At 38.5% G+C, this 17404-nt stretch carries 16 protein-coding genes; 7 read left to right on the forward strand and 9 right to left on the reverse strand.

All coding sequences use genetic code 11. The features are described from left to right. The first annotated feature begins 58 nt into the window (after positions 1 to 58). From V6255_RS05960 to V6255_RS05975, 4 genes are all read left to right on the forward strand, one after another. On the forward strand, positions 59 to 1084 hold the full coding sequence (locus tag V6255_RS05960) for a zinc-binding alcohol dehydrogenase family protein (RefSeq protein ID WP_341627325.1): 1026 nt from the start codon (positions 59 to 61) through the stop codon (positions 1082 to 1084). A gap of 176 nt (positions 1085 to 1260) precedes the next feature. Then, the gene (locus tag V6255_RS05965) at positions 1261 to 2352 is read left to right on the forward strand and encodes an L-dopachrome tautomerase-related protein (RefSeq protein WP_341627326.1); all 1092 of its coding nucleotides are present in this window, start codon (positions 1261 to 1263) and stop codon (positions 2350 to 2352) included. A 105-nt stretch (positions 2353 to 2457) separates the two neighbouring features. Further along, positions 2458 to 2748 (forward strand): putative quinol monooxygenase, encoded by a 291-nt coding sequence (locus tag V6255_RS05970; RefSeq protein ID WP_341627327.1) that lies wholly within the window; start codon positions 2458 to 2460, stop codon positions 2746 to 2748. A 139-nt stretch (positions 2749 to 2887) separates the two neighbouring features. Beyond that, positions 2888 to 3436, forward strand: a complete 549-nt coding sequence (locus tag V6255_RS05975) for a thioredoxin family protein (RefSeq protein ID WP_341627328.1) — start codon at positions 2888 to 2890, stop codon at positions 3434 to 3436. Positions 3437 to 3901: 465 nt separating this feature from the next. Here V6255_RS05975 and V6255_RS05980 read toward each other — a convergent pair whose 3' ends face one another. After that, entirely contained in the window at positions 3902 to 4372 is a 471-nt protein-coding gene (locus tag V6255_RS05980) for an RES family NAD+ phosphorylase (RefSeq protein ID WP_341627329.1), read from the reverse strand. Beyond that, positions 4372 to 4824 (reverse strand): type II RES/Xre toxin-antitoxin system antitoxin, encoded by a 453-nt coding sequence (gene parS / locus V6255_RS05985; protein ID WP_341627330.1) that lies wholly within the window; start codon positions 4822 to 4824, stop codon positions 4372 to 4374. Before parS ends, V6255_RS05980 begins: the two co-directional genes overlap by 1 nt. Before the next feature lie 364 nt (positions 4825 to 5188). Between parS and V6255_RS05990 the strand changes: the two genes are divergently transcribed. Continuing rightward, positions 5189 to 6670, forward strand: a complete 1482-nt coding sequence (locus tag V6255_RS05990; RefSeq protein ID WP_341627331.1) for a carboxypeptidase M32 — start codon at positions 5189 to 5191, stop codon at positions 6668 to 6670. Between the two features lie 200 nt (positions 6671 to 6870). On the opposite strand, the gene V6255_RS05995 is transcribed toward V6255_RS05990, so the two are convergent. After that, the gene (locus V6255_RS05995) at positions 6871 to 8898 is read right to left on the reverse strand and encodes a TonB-dependent receptor (protein ID WP_341627332.1); all 2028 of its coding nucleotides are present in this window, start codon (positions 8896 to 8898) and stop codon (positions 6871 to 6873) included. A gap of 137 nt (positions 8899 to 9035) precedes the next feature. On the opposite strand from V6255_RS05995, the gene V6255_RS06000 reads away from it, so the two are divergent. Next, complete coding sequence (locus V6255_RS06000; protein WP_341627333.1) at positions 9036 to 10064, forward strand: AraC family transcriptional regulator; 1029 nt, start codon at positions 9036 to 9038, stop codon at positions 10062 to 10064. Between the two features lie 78 nt (positions 10065 to 10142). Then, the gene (gene fes, locus V6255_RS06005) at positions 10143 to 11456 is read left to right on the forward strand and encodes an enterochelin esterase (protein ID WP_341627334.1); all 1314 of its coding nucleotides are present in this window, start codon (positions 10143 to 10145) and stop codon (positions 11454 to 11456) included. Positions 11457 to 11514: 58 nt separating this feature from the next. Here fes and V6255_RS06010 read toward each other — a convergent pair whose 3' ends face one another. The 6 genes from V6255_RS06010 to V6255_RS06035 form a co-directional block, all read right to left on the reverse strand. Continuing rightward, entirely contained in the window at positions 11515 to 12369 is an 855-nt protein-coding gene (locus V6255_RS06010) for an ABC transporter ATP-binding protein (protein ID WP_341627335.1), read from the reverse strand. Then, on the reverse strand, positions 12369 to 13391 hold the full coding sequence (locus V6255_RS06015) for a FecCD family ABC transporter permease (RefSeq protein ID WP_341627336.1): 1023 nt from the start codon (positions 13389 to 13391) through the stop codon (positions 12369 to 12371). The genes V6255_RS06010 and V6255_RS06015 overlap by 1 nt, the downstream gene beginning before the upstream one ends. Continuing rightward, positions 13388 to 14446 carry a Fe(3+)-siderophore ABC transporter permease gene (locus tag V6255_RS06020; RefSeq protein WP_341627337.1) on the reverse strand — a complete coding sequence of 353 codons (1059 nt, stop codon included), beginning with the start codon at positions 14444 to 14446 and terminating at the stop codon, positions 13388 to 13390. Before V6255_RS06020 ends, V6255_RS06015 begins: the two co-directional genes overlap by 4 nt. Then, positions 14439 to 15455, reverse strand: a complete 1017-nt coding sequence (gene fepB, locus V6255_RS06025; RefSeq protein ID WP_341627338.1) for a Fe2+-enterobactin ABC transporter substrate-binding protein — start codon at positions 15453 to 15455, stop codon at positions 14439 to 14441. The genes V6255_RS06020 and fepB overlap by 8 nt, the downstream gene beginning before the upstream one ends. Before the next feature lie 89 nt (positions 15456 to 15544). Continuing rightward, positions 15545 to 15805: a hypothetical protein gene (locus V6255_RS06030; protein WP_341627339.1), complete on the reverse strand. Its 261-nt coding sequence runs from the start codon at positions 15803 to 15805 to the stop codon at positions 15545 to 15547. 417 nt (positions 15806 to 16222) lie between these two features. Beyond that, positions 16223 to 17122, reverse strand: coding sequence for a LysR family transcriptional regulator (locus V6255_RS06035; RefSeq protein ID WP_341627340.1), 900 nt, complete (start codon positions 17120 to 17122; stop codon positions 16223 to 16225). Positions 17123 to 17404 lie beyond the last annotated feature (282 nt).

The following is a 17404-nucleotide window of genomic DNA, read 5'->3' on the forward strand; positions in this document are numbered from 1 at the left end:
CAAACATTCATCTAAACATTTATTTAAACATCGGACAGACATTTAACGGGAACAACTTATGAAAGCAATTGGATATACTAAATCATTACCTATTACAGACGTTGCATCTTTAACTGACATTGAGTTACCACAACCTATTGCAACAGGCCGCGACTTATTAATCAAAATAAAAGCGATTGCAGTTAACCCAGCGGATTATAAAGTGCGCTTACACATGGCACCAGCAGAAGGCGAACATAAAGTTATTGGTTGGGATGCCGTAGGTGAAGTCGTAGCAACTGGCGAAAGCGCGTCAAACTTTAAACCAGGTGATACTGTTTATTATGCAGGTGATATTACGCGCCAAGGTTGTAATGCTGAATACCAATTAGTTGATGAACGTCTTGTTGGTAACAAACCAAAAAGCTTGTCAGATGCTGAAGCAGCGGCATTACCATTAACAGCGATCACCGCTTATGAAATTTTGTTTGAACATCTTGCTATAAAACAACAAAACCCAGATTCAAAAGACATTTCTAAAGAAGTTATTTTAGTGGTTGGTGCAGCGGGCGGTGTTGGTTCTATCTTAGTTCAGTTAGCGAAAGCCATTACTGGCGCTACTGTTATCGCTACCGCATCACGTAGTAGTTCTGCTGATTGGGTTAAGAAATTAGGCGCGGATCATGTTGTTGACCATACCAAACCATTATTACCACAAATAGAAGCGTTAGGTCTTGGTTCAGTCACACATGTTGCAAGTTTGAACAGTACGGATAGTTACTTTGAAAGCTATACAGAGCTACTGGCTCCTTTTGGAAAAATAGCGATGATTGATGATCCAGAAGCGTTGGACATCACTAAATTAAAAATGAAAAGCCTGTCACTACATTGGGAGTTCATGTTTGCGCGTTCAATGTTTAATGCTGATGATATGGACGAACAAAGTAAATTATTAAACCGTGTAGCGGATTTAATTGACCAAGGTTATATCCAAACGACGTTAGGTCAACACTTAGGTGCGATCAATGCTGAAAATCTACGTTCAGCACATCAGCTTTTAGAAACAGGTCGTTCAATTGGTAAGATTGTTTTAGAAGGTTTCTAAGCTATCTAGCTTAAGCATTCAAGCTTAAACATTAGCATTATAAAAAAGGGTTAACACAATGTTGTTAGCCCTAATATTGTGAACACTAATGCTGCCTGCCAAACATTAATCACCAAAATCGACACACTGAATAACTGTTAACCCAATAACTGTTAATCCAATAAAGAGAAGTATTCATGAAAATTGTAAAAAGCTTATTAGCACTCTCAATTCTGTTATCTTTTAATGCAGCACAAGCAGCAACCAGCGATATTGAAGTGGTTGCAGAACTAAGTAATACGCGACCTGGTAATCTAACTATTACGCCTAATGGCAGAATGATCCTGTCTCAACAACCTTTAGATAATCCTGAACTGCGCGTTGTTGAGTTGATGGCCAATGGGTCATTACAGCCATTTCCAACATTAGATTGGGCAGATGGTCCTGAAAAAGGTGACGTCGGAATCGCAGCCGTCATTGGTGTGCACACAACCAAAGACGGGATTGTTTGGATATTAGATATGGGCAGCGCAACGAGTCAGCCTAAACTAGTTGCTTGGGATAGTGTTAAAAACAGTTTATTTAAAATCATTCCTATCGACAAAAACGCATTAGCTGCAAACTCTTTCTTACAAGACTTTGCCATTGATGAACAACGCAACAAGATCTATATTGCCGATACAACGCTAGGTAATCTAGTTGGTTTAACAAAACCTGCCTTTGTAGTGGTTGATTTAGAAAGCGGTGAATCTCGACGTGTACTTGAAGCCAATGCCAAACTGATGCCTCCCAAACACGAAGTCATTATTGATGGTTCATCATTAGGTACTCAACGTGAAGATGGCACAAAAGAAGCTATTTACTTGGGCTTAAATCCAATCACTATCGACAGCGAAAACAATTGGGTTTACTTTGGTACAGTGAACGGTAGTGACTTATTCCGTATTCCGACCAACGTATTAGCCGATGACCAGGCTACGGATAAATCATTATCAGCAAGTATTGAATTATTTGGCCAAAAACGTCCGTCCGATGGCATCATTATTGATGATAAAGGGAATGTTTATACGGGTGATATTGAAAACTCAGCGGTAGGCGTGGTGAATAAAACAGGGTATTCAGTATTAGCGAAAGACAAAACATTGCTTTCATGGCCCGATGGATTTGCGATTGATAACGGTTGGTTATACATCACGCAAAACCAGTTACACCTGACAGCACCACTGAATGGAGGAGAAGCGCAGGGGACAAAACCTTATCGTATTCTTCGCATTAAATTACCAGAGTAATAGATTCTATTCATTATGATTGAATGTATTTTAATACATGTAATTAACCATATTTATTTAACTGCATTATTTAAATAACGTCTAACTGATATTAAGGAATATAAAATGAGCAAATTAACGATTGTTGCAAACATTATTGCAAAAGAAGATAAAATTGATTTGATAAAAACTGAGCTGCTAAAGCTAATTGATATAACACTTGCTGAAACAGGTTGCATCAATTACGACTTGCATCAAGACAATGAAAACCCAGCGCATTTTGTATTTTATGAAAACTGGGAAACCCGTGAACTTTGGCAGTCACACATGGACGGAAAACACCTAAAAGATTTTGTGTCCAACACGGAAGGAGCACTTGATTTATTCACTGTTAACGAGATGACTCACCTCGTTTAATGATGAGACTAAAATGGGATGATAGTGTTAGTTTAGGGCTGATCTCCCATTTTTAATAAATCATATTTTTTTTTAATCTAAAATTTACTAACAGTATTTTTCTACCAAAAATTTATAACTTCATAATAGGATTTTAATTATGCTACTCGATACACCCATTTGTGATTTTGGCTGGAAAGCCCCTAACTTTACGTTAAAAGATGCCTTCGGTGAAACGTTCACATTGAGTGAACAACTGGGAGAGAAAGGCTTATTAATCGTGTTCATCTGTAATCATTGTCCTTATGTTCAACGTATAGGTCATCGTCTCGCAGAGGATGCAAAATTACTGATGGCAGAAGGCATTAATGTATTAGCGATTATGTCTAACGATTATGATAATGTACCTTCAGATTCACCGGAGAATATGAAACTGTTTTCTGCACAATATGGTTTTACCTTCCCATATTTAATAGATAAAGATCAGTCCATCGCTAAGCAATATGGTGCCGTATGTACGCCAGACTTTTTTGGATTTAATAATACAGGCGAGCTTCAATATCGAGGAAGACTTGACGATGCCAAGATGGCCGATGCACAAAATAGAGTGTCTGAAATGATCAATGCGATGCGTTTGATTGCTAAAACAGGTCAAGGCCCAGAACAACAAACACCGAGCATGGGTTGTTCAATAAAGTGGCGAACGTAAGCCGAAACAAAAGATTTCTTTGATTCCTCTAGAATGCTTAAAGCCTGACCACATTTTTTATAATAATTTCAATTCTGATTAATAAAATCGGAATTATATTTAAAATCATAAAGTTATATTTTTTACTATTGTATTTTTACTATACAGTGCCGTTATTTTTGCGTAGTTCAATGCGAATTATTGAACAATGACGGGTTATTGAAGGATAATTTAACGCAGAAATCCGTGGAAATAACAATGTTGTATCGCTTTGCTTTTCCAGAACGGAGGTTAAATATGGAGTAATTGATTATTTAACTAAAAATACAGGTCGTATTAAAATAGATTTCAAATTTGATAACGCACATCGCTGGACTCCGTCTTAATCTTAATCGTGGGATTCCTGTTTCACGAATGAGCGATAAATATATTTATATTAGTTCTACTTATTCTATCAATACGAAGTTCGGATAACGGTAATTAATTTTACTTAAAAATACGAGGGTCGAATTCGAACTCAAGTTTTTTACACTGGTTGATGATCTCTTTCATAGCAGGGTGGTTAGGGTTAATAACATAGTTCTTGTCTCTAGGTGAGATAGTAGATGGAACTTGTAAGGTTGCAAACTGCGGTTCATCATCATTTAAGAATTCATCCCCAATGTTTTGAGTTGCCTCACTTGCAGGAATTGCTCGCCATGTAGAGGGTAAATCCTCCTGTTCAAGCTTAACGATTAACGCTTCTGGCATCTCGATTGTATATAAATCATATTGCTTAATAATGCCTGGATCGTTATTAACATGTACAAATACCTCTAGGCAGCATAAAGACTCTGAATCAGCAAAATACAGCGCTTCTGTTCCTTTTGAATTCCATCTACCGCCAAATAGTTTTGCACCTATTGGGCTAAATGGTGCATCAGCAAACTTTTTTTGAGTTAGTCGATAGAGTTTCATTAAGAAAACACACCGTGCTCTACTCTTCCAATAAGATCTTTAACAATCTCGAAGTCTACCGTCGTTGAAACCATATCAAGGGGTCTTTTCCCTCCTAAACCATATACACTTTCTCGCATCCATTTTAGAGCTTGTTTCTCGTCATTAAACAATTCAGAAGCTAACTTTAAGAGCATCGCAAACCGGTATATAGCATCACTCTCTTGAGTATTGAAACGTTCATTATTTTTAAGCCTACGTTTAATAGTGCTAACAGGAATATGCGTTACACGTTGAAATTCACTTTGTGAAAGTTGCGTTCGGTTAATGATGTTTCTATACACTTGGGTTTTAAAACCTTGATGAACAGCTTCAGTTCTGGCTGTTTTAGCATCTTCAATTCCGAGCTTAAACCAGAAATTATTCTTGTTATTATGCTTTGGTTTAAAGCTTTTTAATTCAATTGTTGTCATAAAAGCTCCTTAATTATTTGACTTGCCTGGCTCATTTGGTCTTTCATTGTAGACCATTCGAGCTGAGTTGTGTAACTATTAAGCAATAAGAATACTATTAAATAATAATAGTTGTCGAACAGTGCGATACTTTAATGAATACTGGACAGGCGCGTTTAAAATTTGATTGCTGATTGCTTATATAGCCGATATAGCTAATCTATAATGAATTTTATGCTTAAACGGTGTCGATTTATCTGTTTTCTTACGGGGAGTCTCGCTAATATGTATTGATTGCTCCATGATATCAGCATCTCAGCACCTTCTTTTTCAGTGTCATTACACTGTCAGCCTTAAAGACCAACTTATAGGAAGTAACCGTATTATGTCAAACTACGACCAACTTACCGCTCATTACCAAACCATTAATCACTTTAATCATGCACAATCTATGTTGGGTTGGGATGCTGCAGCTAACATGCCATCAGGTGGTAATGACGCTCGTTCTCAAGCGATGGCTGAATTATCGGTTCATATTCACCGTCTATCAACACAGCCACAACTTGAAGAATGGTTTGGTGGGGCACAACAAGAATCACTCAGCGCTGAGCAACAATCCAGCTTACGTGAAATGAAGCGTCAATGGCAACAAGCGACAATTGTGCCAGAGGACTTGGTTCAAGCGCAATCCATTGCCGGTTCAAAATGTGAACATGCATGGCGTTCACAACGTCAAGAAAATGATTGGATAGGCTTTGAAAAAAACTGGAAAGAGGTGGTTAAGTTATCTCGTGAAGAAGCAAAAATTCGAGGTGAAGCATTAGGCCTTAGCCCATACGACGCGATGCTGGATAAATATGAACCAGGCACAACAACCGCATCTCTTGATGCTTTATTCTCAGATGTGAAAAGTTGGTTACCTGAATTAATTGAAAAAGTCTTACAGAAGCAGCAATCACAATCGATCATTATGCCATCTGGTACTTTTTCAACTGCCAACCAAAAGGCGCTTGGTTTAGAGACTATGAAGTTGTTGAAATTCGATTTTGACCATGGTCGACTAGATCAAAGTGTTCACCCATTTTGTGGTGGTGTACCATCAGATGTGCGTATTACCACGCGATATGATGAGAAAGACTTTGTGCAAGCATTAATGGGTATTGTGCACGAAACAGGGCACGCACGTTACGAACAAGGATTACCAAAAGCATTTTCAGGATTACCTGTTGGCGAGGCGCGTTCAATGGGCGTTCATGAATCTCAGTCACTTTTCTTTGAAATGCAGATTGGTCGCAGTAAACCCTTTATTTCTCATTTATCACGTCTTTCTGCAAACGCATTTAATGCACATAAAGACCCGGTATTTGCAGAAGAGAATCTTTACAAAATTTATACTCAAGTTGAAAAAGGCTTTATTCGAGTGGATGCCGATGAACTCACTTATCCAGCACATGTGATCATGCGTTATGAGATTGAGCGAGACTTAATTAATGGTGTTATCGAGCACACTGACGTGCCAGCACTGTGGGATGAAAAGATGAAAGCTTCGCTTGGCCTTTCCACCAAAGGTGATTACAAAAATGGCTGTATGCAAGATATCCACTGGACCGACGGTGCATTTGGTTATTTTCCTTCATATACATTAGGCGCGATGTATGCAGCACAATATAAAGCCACTATGCAAAATACGGTGGACATCGATGCAGCTATTCAAAGTGGCGATCTTAGTCCTATCTTCAAATGGTTGAGCGATAATATTTGGTCACAAGCATCACTGCATACCACGGATGAATTAATTAAACGTGCGACAGGTGAAACGCTCAACGCTGCACACTTCAAAAAACATTTGGAAACACGTTATTTATAATTGCTTATATAAAGAATTTTTAGATGAGGAACCGTGTAGATAAATAGCCGGGTAGATAAAGAAAAGAAACTAGGTAGGTTTCTGGTTTGTTACAAGTCTGTTCATATGAACAACTAAAGGGCATATGAATAACTAAAGGTGAATCATTGCTGATCCACCTTTAGTTGTTATTAAAGTTGTTTACTGAAAATACCGAGTCATTACATACGGTAAGTTAAGTTTAAACCGACAGTACGGCTTTGACCTACTGATGCACGGTAACCACCGTTGATTAAGTACACGACGTCTTCATCTGTTAAGTTAGTGATGTAACCACTGATTAATAGATCGCCGATAGCATAATCAACATTTGCCCCTACAATTGCATAATCACCCGCTTTGTAATCTTCCGTATTATCCAGATCTGAGTAATATTCACTGACATAGGTCACATCAGCACCTAATGTTAGGTTTTCACCAATGTATTGAGTTAAAGCCAATGAAGCATTTAGATCCGGTGCATTTGATAGTTCATTACCCGCAAAGGTGTCGTCATTATCAACCTTAGTTTTCAATAAACCAATTGATGGGCGTACTTCTAAACTGTCAGTTAACCAATGCGCTAATTCTACTTCTAAGCCCATGGTATGTGCTTCATCTACGTTAGTGATTTTGTAATCTGAAATACCTTGGTAGTCTTTGTAATCATTGTAGAATACAGCAGCGTTGATGGTGGTACTTTGGTTTAACGCTGTTTTAGCACTAAATTCATAGGCTGTGACTGACTCACTTTCATAAGTATAAACCTCAGAAGCCCCCCCGTAGTTATAGTAACCAAGACCACCTGAGTTATAACCTTGACGTACAGAAAGTCCAAACGTTGTGTCTTTAATTGGGCTGTAAGTGAAAGCTAATTTAGGTAAAAGGTAAGTGTCTTGTATGTCATTATCTATTTCATTACTCACATAGCTAGCAGAGAATTCTCTATGTTGTTTCTCACGTTGTACACGCGCGCCTGCGGTAACAGTGAACTGATCATTAATGTCATAATTTACTTCACCGAAGACACCTAGACGTGTTTCTTCCGTTTTACCTTCTGTAGAGAAACTTTCACTTGATACTGTGTTTTCTCTATCTGCGGCCATGATACCAACAAAACCATCAACTTTTGAATCGGTGGGTGTGAAGGTTAATTGACTCTCAATTTTGCTGGTTTTATCTTTGAAGTTATAAGTTTGCTCGGTAGGGTACTGATCAAATATATTGGTTTGGCTATTAAATGATAGCAGTGTGCTACTTGATACTTGGTTATTAAATTTATATTTAATTTCAGAAGATATATTATACACATCAGAATCTTGAATACGCGTGTTGTAACTGTAATCACGGCCAAGGTATTCGTTATAGTTAGTACCTAACGTTAATGTTTCGTCTTCATAACCTGTTCCGCCATCCCAGTTTGCCCAGTTTAAGTAGTTACCATCGGCTTTACGATAATTACCAGTCAATTTTACTGATAATTTTTCATTGAATGTCGGCGTCCAAAGTAATTTACCTCGAAAGTTTAAGTTTGTTGAATCTTCTGGATCAACGGGGATACTATCGCCATCATAAGTAATATAACTCTGACCATCAGTTCCATCAAATGCAACACGATATGCTAACTCTTCAGTAATTGGGCCAGATGCCATTAAGGCAACGTTTTTCATTACATTGCCATTTTCATAAATTTCAGCTCCACCACGGATAGCATATTCTGGTGTAAAAGTCGGGTCGTTTGTTCTCACTGAAACAGCACCACCAATTGAGTTTTCACCCTGTGTTGTTGATTGTGGGCCACGTAGTACTTCTACTTGCTGGACATCCCACACACCGGAACCACTAAAGTTATAACCAGTAAATGCATCGGAAACACCATCTACATTGGTATCAACACGTTGACGAGCACCGCTTCGGATTGCGTAGAACCCAGTTGCCGCACCACTACCGTTAACACCACGAATATTGACACTACCAAAGCCAGAGGTCACCACATTAGGGGCTTGGGTGACCACATCATTAATTGTTTTTGCGCCTGTGTTATCGATATCTTCACCCTGTATTACGGTGACCGCGGTGGTGGTCTCTTTGATGTCTCTATCCATCTTCTCACCTGTCACAATCATGACTGCTGTGTGTGAAGGTTCTTCCGCTATGACTTGACTGCTTAACGCGATCATAATGCCTGCATATATTTTGCAATGCTTCATATTTACTAATTCCATTATTATGTTTTTTATATTGGTTGGTAATGATATTTATTCGTATTAATGTTAATGTAAATACTCTTTAGATCACAGCATAATAGGTTATGCGAAATAGCTATTTGGTTATGGAAAAAAATAATATGAAGTGTAAAGGAACGTTAAAGCAGACTTTACTTAAAGGTACTCTTATCCGAACCATTGGAGGGTTAAAGCAAAAAACTATTTTTTCTGATAGTCATTCTAACGCCAATAATACAGATAAAAACAAGCCAAGTTTAGCGTTAATAGAAGGCGACCTTATCTCTTATCAAGTAGACAACAGCTTTATATTATATGGTGGAAAGACTAAAGAGTTAGTGGATTTCCAAGTGTTGACCACTGCCAAAAAATCGCTTTGTATTACCATATTGTTAGCGGGAAAATTAGATTTTGGTTATGATGATTTAAACTTTTTATATGATGGAGAAGAGCAGCAACGCGGTGTTGTTGTTAGTTTGACGAGAGCAGTGAGTTTTCGTCGTACACTATATAAAGGCAACGAAGTGGCTAAACTTAACATTATATTACCCCATCAATGGATCGAAGATCGTATTCGTTGTAATGATAATTTTAGTCAATTTATTAGCCAACATTTAGCTAACTTTGAGCTGAAATTAACGACTCAAATACTTGCTTTAACAACCGATATTATAAAGTCCAGTGCACCCAGTACTGTCATTGAGCAAATGAACCTTGAGTCATTAACACAGCAACTATTGATTCAAGTTTTTATGCAACTTAATGATGCCACTAGTGTTATAAATCAACTTGAAAGTACTCGTTTAGTCAATGAGTCAACAGAGTACGATCCTGTTTTAAACACCTTGATGTCTTATATTGAAGCTAACTTAAGTCTGGAATTGTCTGTGAGCCATTTGGCAAAGTTTTCTGCAATGAGTGTTTCTAGTTTGCAGCATAAATTTAAAAGTTCATTGGGTATTAGCGTATTAAGTTACATTCGTCGTCGGCGCTTAAATATTGCCAAAAAGCAATTAGAGGCGGGTTTAATCACTATCTCTGAAGCTGCTTATAATGCCGGTTACCGTCATCCTTCTAATTTCACCAGTGCATTTAAAAAAGTATTCGGCATACCACCACAGGATCTCATTCTAAAAGCCGATCAGGTGTAGTCGCTTTACAATGACGGTTTATTAGATTCTTTATCAATAGGTTGACTAACATTTTTTCTGAAAATAAAAAGGTTATTAATGAACAACGCATTACCATTAGACAGTTTATTAACGTATTTTGATCTCTCAAAAAATGCTATTGGTTCTTCTCAATGGTGGAGTAATCTAGCTAAATGTGAAGCTCCTTTTATCAAGATACAACACAATGGCACTTGTAGAGTGTTATTTATATGGCAGGATCCAGAAGGCGATAAGCACTCATCAACAACCCGTTCGGTTATCTTAAATGTTAACGGATTGACCAACCACAACACATGGCAACCTAACTATTTAAATAGATATAACGACAGCGATCTATGGTTTGCTTGTTTGGATATTAATGACAAATGGCGCAGCAGTTATTCTTTTATTCCGATTCAAGCTAATCAGTTACCACAGCTTGTTAAACAAGGCGACGAAAGTCGAAATGCACAACGCTGCTGGTGGTTAGAAATGGTAAAGCAGCAAGTGCTGGACTCATTAAATCGAGCTCCTTCTGTTGCCTCTGGTTGGGGACTGAACTCCTCATTGCATTTACCGAATGCACCACGTGAGTTAGGTTGGCAAGCATGGGATCAAGGGAAGCTTACGAACTTGTTTATCGCGGAAAATATAAATTTAACATGGTTTGCGGAACAACTAGATAATCAACGTCAATGTACGATTTTTTCTACGGCGGCGGGTAAAGCACCTTTAGTTATTTTATTAGATGGAGAAAAGTGGGGGGCGAATACTGGGACGTTATCTGTTCTGCAATACTTAACTAATATTAACAAAATAGCACCGGCACATTACTTGTTAATTCCATCTATTGACGGTCAAACTCGTTGGCAGGAACTGAGTTGTTCTCTATTATTTTGGCAAGCGATCACTGAACAGTTGTTACCTAAAGTTGCAGATAAGCTTTTGCAATCAGATCAATCAATCTCAGAGGTCATCGTAGCAGGGCAAAGTTTGGGCGGATTATCTGCTGTCTACGCAGGGATACATTTTCCAACGTATTTTACTAAGGTGATCTCATTATCTGGTTCGTTTTGGTGGCCGGAGATTGAAAGGATGCAAGATCCTGATGCTTATAAATCAGAGCATCCAGATTGGAATAAAATAGTACCCAAAAATAGTTTAGCTGACCGGGTATCAAATGGTGATATGAGTGTTGCTGGTTTACATATTTATCAAACCGTTGGTAATGCTGAAACACAATTAAGCGTTTATAACGATTTGCATTATGAAATATTCAAACAACATGGCGCGAAAATTACCTATCAAAAAGTGGATGGTGGCCACGATTGGTTATCATGGCGATCCTCTTTGATAAACGGTTTAGTGTCACTTTTACCCAGTCAGGTTTAGCCTGTTTAGTGTTTAGATTAGAGTGGATTTAATCTAATTTAATTTAAGTTTTGTTTCGTTAGTTGGCGGCTGTTGAGGCTCTACCACGCGGTATAATTAACGGCGTATTCGAAATAGGATCAGGCAAAATTAAACAGGACAACCCAAATACTGCTTCAATAAGTGTTTCGGTGATGATGTCATTCGGTGAGCCAGTGGCAATTATTTCACCTGATTTTATCATGATCAAATGATCGGCATAACGACAAGCATGATTAAGGTCATGTAATACCGCGACTAATGTATGGCCTTGAATTCGATTAAGATCTTGAAATAGATCCATCAGTTCAATTTGGTGCGCAATATCTAAATAAGTAGTGGGTTCGTCCAATAACAATAATGATGTTTCTTGTGCTAATGCCATCGCAACCCAGACTCGTTGACGTTGGCCGCCAGATAACTGGTCGACATTGAGCTGCGCAAAATCGATTACGCCTGTCGCTTGCATGGCTAATTCCACAGCTGTTTGATCCGCTTCAGACCATGGTTGAAACCATTTTTGATGCGGGAATCGGCCACGTGAAACTAAATCGATTACCTTAATGCCGTCAGGCGCAATGGCAGATTGCGGTAACAAGCCTAATTTTTTAGCCACTTCCCGTATAGATTGACTGTGTATATTCTCCCCATTTAATAAAATCTCACCTGATTTAGGCACCAGTAAACGACTTAATGAGCGTAATAGGGTCGATTTACCACAGCCATTGGGACCGACTATCACCGTGAATTTACCGTGAGGAATATTCACTGAAAGGTCTTTGGCAATCACATTTTGTTCGTAGGCTAGTGTTACTGATTTTGTTTCAAGTGCTGCTTGATCAGCCATTGTTTCTGATGTGCTGACACAACGTGCCTTAAATGATGATTGTGTCATTATTTACCTTCTCGAATAATCAAATAAACCAGATAAAGGCCACCTAAGCTAATGGTGACAAGTCCTACTGGCAAGGTGGTGTTTTGCCAACCGTGTTGAGCAATAAAGTCAGCACTGGTGAGCAGCAATGCACCCACTAGCGCAGAGCCGAACAAGGTAATATGGCGTTGTGGATGCAGCCGACGTGCTATTTGTGGGGCAGCTAATGAAATAAAAGAGATTGGGCCGGTGATGGCTGTCGTCACTGCGGTTAATGACACGCCAACTAACATTAATACTAAGCGTGTTTTATTGACTGAAATGCCTAATGCTGCGGCGGTGTCATCGCCCATTTCTAATAATTTCATACGGGTGTTTAATAGCATTGAGAGACCGATTAACACCAATATTAATAGGGTTGCTGGCATGATGCGTGACCAAGTCATGCCATTTAGTGACCCTGCGCTCCATAAAGCTGCGGTCATCGCGGTTTCTAATGAAACGGTCAGTGACAACCATTGATTAAATGCGGTTAAAGTAGCGCTAATTGCAATACCAACAATAATCAACCTGAAGCCTGAGTGCCCATCACGATAAGCAAAGAGATAAACTAAAACCGCCGCACCTAAACCACCGATTAATGCGCCAATCACACTGTACCAATAGAGGTTACCAAATAGTGCGATGGCAATGAGTACGCCAGTGAAGGCACCAACATTAAAACCTGTAATATCAGGGCTGCCAAGTGGATTTCTGACCAATGACTGGAAAACGGCACCACTAATGCCTAATGCGGCACCAATGATGAGGGCACCGAACAACCTTGACGCTCGCCAATGCCACACGACAATCGATTGATACTTGTCTGCTTCACCGATGATTAACTGCCAAATACCTTGTAGGTTGTTGGCAATACCATGCCCAATAAACAGGGTAAAAAAGATTAATGCTAACGCTAAAGTAAACACAAAAGCTCGGCCTAAAATAGCGCGTGTAGGTTTAGGTGTAGGCGTGCGTGAAGAATGGCTGGTATTGGCGATCATAAACTACTCGCACCTTTTCGACGTACCAGATAAATAAGAATAGGTGCGCCAATAAAAGCGGTGACAATAGAGACTCTTAATTCACCAACCACTAGAACTCGGCCGATAATGTCTGCAATAAGTAATAAACAAGGTGTGAGAATAAAACTGAATGGAATGATCCATCGTTGATCAGGGCCAACCATCCAACGCGCAATATGCGGCATCATTAAGCTAACAAACCCTATTGGGCCTGCGGCGGCGGTTGCTGCTCCGCATAATAAGGTAATGGTAATTAACCCCACTATTTGCACTCGAATAGGGTTACTGCCCAGCGAAGCCGCTAATGCATCCCCTAAACCAAACGCGTTTAATGCAGGTGTAATGCTTAAGGCTAATAAACATCCGGCAATAACAACAGGTGCGATATATAAAGGGACTGACAAGGTGCGAATATCCAAACTACCTACGGTCCAAAATCGTATTTGGTCAAAGGCCAGAGGATTAAATAGAATTAATGCAGAACTAAGGCCTGCAAATACTGCCCCTAATGCTATACCTGCTAAGGTTAATTTAAGCGGGTCTACTTTACCGGCACTGAGACTGCCAATAGCAAATATCAATAAACTCGCTACTAATGAACCTAGCGCGGCATAAATGAAAAAGTCACTAAACTGTGTAGCGCCTAAAAACACCACTGCAATGGCGACTGCCAAGCTAGCGCCTAAATTGATGCCGAGTATGCCTGGGTCTGCCAACGGGTTTCGGGTGATTGCTTGTATTAAGGCACCTGAAGACCCTAAGGCCATGCCTACAAATAATCCATTTAATGTTCTTGGTAAACGACCTTCAAAGATAATTGTGCTGGTTAATCCGGGTTGGTCGGAAAATAGAACATGGTAAATATCAGTGATGGATAATGATTTAGCACCAATACATAGGCTGGCGACCATGATTAAGGCCAACAATAATATGCAAAGCATTAGCCATTGAAAACGACTTAATACTAAGCTACGTAAGCATTGTAAGGATTGATAGCGACTTGTTGAACCGTTATGAGTTTGATCATTAATCATTGCTGCTGTCACCAAACAACGACTGTAATCGTGTTAGCAAGTTGGTTGCGCTGTAATAGTCGAGCCTAAAAGTATCATTACCAACAGCATACACTTGGTTATTTTGAACTGCTTTATTGTTTTGTAAAAAACTATTGTCGAGTACTAATTGCTCTGATGCTTGTTCTGTAGCAAATAACAGAATGGATTGACCGGTTACTGCATCTGGAAATCGCTCACCTTTAGCGATAATAATGTCATCGCGAACGCCCATACTAATATCGCCTTTAATTGAATTTGGAATGGTGGCCAGCGTAAAGCCTAACTCTTCAAGTAAACGCCCTTGAGCAGATTGGCTTGTCCAAATGCTGGCGCCACTGCCATCAGGGTTATAAACCATCGCAGTGGTAGGTTGTGCAGGCAGTGTAATGCTTTGTTTGGTTTTTATGGCTTGTTGTTGGAATGAATCGATTACTGATTTCGCTTGTGCTTCTAACCCAAACAGGTCACCAAATATCTGTGCCAATTGCAGCCAGCTTTTATCATCGTAACGAATGACCAGAGTCGGGGCGATATCTTTAAGTTGATCATACAAACGCATTGCTGAGTCAGCGCCAGTGGTTGAAATGATAATAATATCGGGTTGCGCTTTAATAATAGCTTCGGCATTAGGCTCACTTTGATACAAGGCTTGTACACCTCGTTGCTCTGCAATACTGTCCCATTGACGCATAAAGCCTTTTTCTGAGGCGACGTTGGTGTTTGGCATGGTGGCACCAGAAGCGACTAAAGGCGCATCTATCGCGAGTAATGTGCCTGATAAAGTCACACTGGTAGACACGATACGTTGAGGTGGTTTATCGAGTGTTAATAGGCCCTGTGAAGTCATGATACTTCTTGGCCAACCTGAAGGGGATTTTTCGATTTGGTCGATTACTAATGTTGAATTAGTCTTTTGTGCATCGCCACAACTTACTAATAAAAACCCAGTAAAGAGTATTAAGAAAGGGCGGACAAGTAATCGAACCATATGTAACACCTTGAATAAAATAAAAATGATTATATCGTTAAATTCATCTTCTTTACACTAATGATAATCATTAATATTAAGGAGTTTGTTTAATCACTTATTAAGGTGGAGGCAGATTGCTTGGTAAAACTACAGAGGTAAATAAACGGATGTTCTGTGAGCATGGCATTAAATAAGTCCTGACATAACGATAAAGTCAGTTGCTGTACATTGAAATCTAGGCTTGTGACCATCACTGCATAGAAATCTACATAATGACTAAATTCTTCAAATATCGCTTTATATAAGCTCCCTTTGTCAGCGATTAAACGAAGTAACCTCAGTTCTAGATAAGCAAAGCGATACAACACCGCTATTTCCGCGGATTTCTGCGTTAAATTATCTCTCAATAACCCGTTATTGCTTCAATAATTCGCCTTGAACTACACAAAACTGACGGCACTGTAGAGTAAAAAATAGTACCTTATGATTTTAAGTGTAATTCCGCTTTCATTAACCAGAATTGAGGTTAAGTATATGTTGCCGTATTCACATGATGATATTTTATCGGCAGATGTATTGTTGAATATTGCTCCTATATCACCGGAGCTATTATTTGAGTTGCTTAAAAATTAGGAGACATAACAATCATTGCCTTTTGTTTTATTGAAATATTGTACTTTTAATCAATACACGTGCTATGGCTAGTTAATCTTGGCTACCATTTTATAAGTTTGTAACTCGCTAAAGAGGGCAATTAACCACTTAATTATGAGTTTATAAAGTAGTTATTTAATACTACTAAGAAATATGTCAGTTTTCATATAGGCTTCAAGGGCAACAGAAAACTTTTTAATTGCTTTTAACTTGCTCGGTATCAGGTTTCTGTTGGAAACTTGATAGCAAGAATATTCCGGAGGAGATACAGAAAGTTCTGATATTTTAACAGGATGAATTTTTTCAAATACGCGGGCTATCCAAATGGGGACGACTGCCCATTTTTCTTCTAAATCAAACATAGTGAATAATAACGAAACGGTATCAACACTAGAATATTCATTTTGATCATATTCCCACCAAAAATTATGCCAAATTTCATACTCTGGTATGTAAGAAAACAGTATTTCATTTGATGTTTTTAAATCATTAGGATGGACTATTTCTGGGTATTTTGATGATTTTGAAGAAATGACCACTCCTCTAGATTTAAATAAAGGCTTGGCAATGGCATTCGGGTATTTTAATGAATTAAGGGTCAGTCCTATATCAATATCATGACTTTCAATTAGGTCATAAATCGTTTTACTCCAGTGAGAACTAACATTCAAAGAAATAGCATTATTACTATTTATAAGATCCTTATAAAGGCTTGAAAAAACACAAGTATTTAAACTATCTATACTTGCTACTTTTAAATTCATCTTGGATTCTTGAAGTGTCCAAAGCTTAGTTTCGTTCCAAAGGTTTTTCCAGCGAGTGGCTATCTCAATAAATTCTTCACCTTTCAGCGTTAGACTGACAAGCTTTTCTCCTCGTGCTCTTATCAATAGTTTACAACCTAGTTTTTCTTCTAAATTGCGAATGCGATGACTCACTGCTGACTGTGAAATAAACAGGTTTTTAGCCGCGATAGAAAGGTTTTTTGTCTGAGTGATCACTAAAAAAGTTTCAACCTGTTCAAGATTCATAGTTCCACCTAAATGTTAAATATCAAAAACCAAACATTAAAATATTTAATATATAAGTTCAATATAATTCATTATTTTAATAACTTTAAAGCTGTTAGGTTAAATGCTCATCAGGTTTTGAGCGTATAGCCAACAATTTCAGAATTTAATTGCTGTATCAAATTCGAAGGAGCTGTCTTGAGAGAAAAATGTCGAAGGGGTAAAAATTAAGTTTCTCTTTTTGAAATAAAGAACCTTATGTATTTGAGTTAGGTTGAAGTGTTAGCACTGAAAAGTGATTAG

Source organism: Psychromonas arctica, assembly GCF_038155225.1.
Classification (GTDB): Bacteria; Pseudomonadota; Gammaproteobacteria; order Enterobacterales; family Psychromonadaceae; genus Psychromonas; species Psychromonas arctica_B.